A 2522-nucleotide genomic window follows, 5' to 3' on the forward strand; every position below is an offset into this window, starting at 1 on the left:
TCGCGTTGATCGAGCGCGACGGGCGCACCTGGCACGAGGAGGTAACCGCGTGAGTACACCCACGGTCCTGCACCCTGTTGTGGCTGAGGTGACCGAGCGGATCGCGGCACGCAGCGCGGCATCCCGCGAGGCCTACCTCTCCCGGATCCGCGCCGCGGCCCAGGCGGGCCCGGCGCGCGGCAGCCTCGGGTGCTCCAACCTCGCGCACGGTTTCGCAGCCTGCACCCCGACCGACAAGCTCGAACTGCGCGGTGCGGCCAGGCCCGACATCGCCATCGTGTCGGCGTACAACGACATGCTCTCCGCGCATCAACCGCTGGAAACCTTCCCTGCGCTGCTCAAAAAGGCGGTAGGTGAGGCCGGCGGTGTCGCACAGTTCGCGGGTGGCGTGCCCGCGATGTGCGACGGCATCACCCAGGGCCGTGCGGGCATGCAATTATCGCTGTTCAGCCGGGACGTGGTGGCGATGGCCACCGCGGTCGCCCTGGCTCATGACATGTTCGACGGCGCGTTGCTGCTCGGCGTGTGCGACAAGATCGTCCCTGGGCTGGTTATCGGCGCGCTGTCCTTCGGCCACCTGCCGGTCGTGCTCGTCCCCGCCGGACCGATGACGTCCGGGCTGCCCAACGCGGACAAGAGCCGTATCCGCCAGCTGTACGCCGAAGGCAAGGCCGGCCGAGCGGAGCTCCTCGAAGCCGAGGCCGCATCCTATCACAGCGCGGGTACGTGCACGTTCTACGGCACGGCCAATTCCAACCAGATGCTCATGGAGCTCATGGGCCTGCACCTGCCGGGCGCGAGCTTTGTCAACCCCGGCACCGCGCTGCGCGAGGCGCTCACCGCCGCCGCCGGGCGTCAGGTGACCAGGCTGACCGCTCTCGGCGACGCGTACACACCGATCGGCGAAGTCATCGACGAGCGTGCGATCGTCAACGGTGTCGTAGGTCTGCTTGCCACCGGCGGATCCACGAACCACACCCTGCATCTGGTTGCCATTGCCGCCGCCGCAGGGATAAAGCTGACCTGGGACGACTTCGCCGCCCTGTCGGCCGTGGCACCGCTGCTGACCCGGATCTACCCGAACGGCCCCGCCGATGTGAACCACTTCCATGCCGCCGGAGGCACCGCGTTCCTCATCGGCGCGCTGCTGGACGCGGGTCTGCTGCACGGCGACGTCCGCACCGTCGCCGGCCACGGCCTCGACCGCTACCGGCAGGAACCGATGGTGGCCGACGGCGGACTCGTCTGGCGGGCCGGGCCGACCACGAGCCTCGACATGGACGTGCTCCGCGCGGCGGCCGAGCCGTTCGCACCTGATGGTGGGCTGCGCATGCTCACCGGCTCGCTTGGCAGGGCAGTGATGAAGACGTCCGCGATACATCCCGAGCACCTCCTCGTCGAGGCGCCGGTACGGGTCTTCGACGACCAGGCGGACTTCCTCGCCGCATTCAACGCGGGCGAGCTCGATGGTGATCTTGTTGTTGTCGTCCGCTACCAGGGTCCGCGGGCCAACGGCATGCCCGAGCTGCACACGCTCATCCCGGCCCTCGGCGTGCTGCAGGACCGTGGCCACCGCGTCGCGCTCGTCACCGACGGCAGGATGTCCGGCGCCTCCGGCAAGGTCCCGGCCGCGATCCACCTCACGCCGGAGGCGGCAACGGGCGGACCGCTGTCCCGGGTGCGTGACGGCGACGTCATCCGGCTGGATGCCACGGCCGGCTCGCTCGACGTACTCGGCGTCGATCTCGACGGCCGTGCGCCGACGGGTGGGCCACCCGATGAGGAGGCCTGGGTGGGAACCGGGCGTGAGCTGTTTGCCGCTTTCCGTAGCAGGGTCGGCCCGGCCGACCACGGGGCCAGCGTGCTGACGGTGACAGCGTGACCATGATCCCACAACCGTCGGCCTCGTCGCCGTCGTTGCTCGACGTCGCACCGGTCGTACCCGTCGTCGTCCTGTACGACATCCAGGCTGCGGTGCCGCTCGCCCGCGCCCTTGTCGCCGGGGGCCTGCCCATCATCGAGGTGACGTTGCGTACTGACGCGGCGTTGCGGTCGATCGAGCGGATCGCCCTGGAGGTGCCCGAGGCTTGTGTCGGTGCGGGCACGGTCGTCACAACCGATCAGGTGAAGCAGTGCGTCGATGCCGGGGCGCGCTTCCTGGTCAGCCCCGGCTGTACCGATCGCCTGCTCACCGCGATGGACGGTTGCGGCCTGCCGTATCTGCCCGGCGTCGCCACCGTTTCTGACATGCTTACGGTGCTCGACCGCGGGCGGACCGAGATGAAGTTCTTCCCTGCGGAGGCCGCGGGCGGGGTGGCATACCTCAAGGCGGTCGCGGGACCGCTGCCGCACGCGCGGTTCTGCCCCACCGGCGGCATCACCGTCGCCACGGCAGGGGACTACCTGGCCCTGCCCAATGTCGGCTGCGTCGGCGGATCCTGGTTGACCCCCGCCGACGCGGTCGCGGCCGGCGACTGGGCCCGGATCGCGGATCTTGCCCGCGAGGTCGCCTCGCTGTGGGG

General features: G+C 70.1%; 2 protein-coding genes. Both read left to right on the top strand.

Going from position 1 to position 2522, the window contains the following annotated elements; genetic code table 11:
• Positions 1-49: 49 nt before the first annotated feature.
• Positions 50-1882: a phosphogluconate dehydratase gene (edd, locus tag U9980_RS18725; protein WP_322769101.1), complete on the top strand. Its 1833-nt coding sequence runs from the start codon at positions 50-52 to the stop codon at positions 1880-1882.
• Positions 1883-1884: 2 nt separating this feature from the next.
• The coding region (eda, locus tag U9980_RS18730) for a bifunctional 4-hydroxy-2-oxoglutarate aldolase/2-dehydro-3-deoxy-phosphogluconate aldolase (protein ID WP_322769104.1) at positions 1885-2522 on the top strand (638 nt) is incomplete at its 3' end.

Source organism: Protofrankia sp. Cr1 (assembly GCF_963555865.1).
Lineage (GTDB): Bacteria > Actinomycetota > Actinomycetes > Frankiales > Frankiaceae > Protofrankia.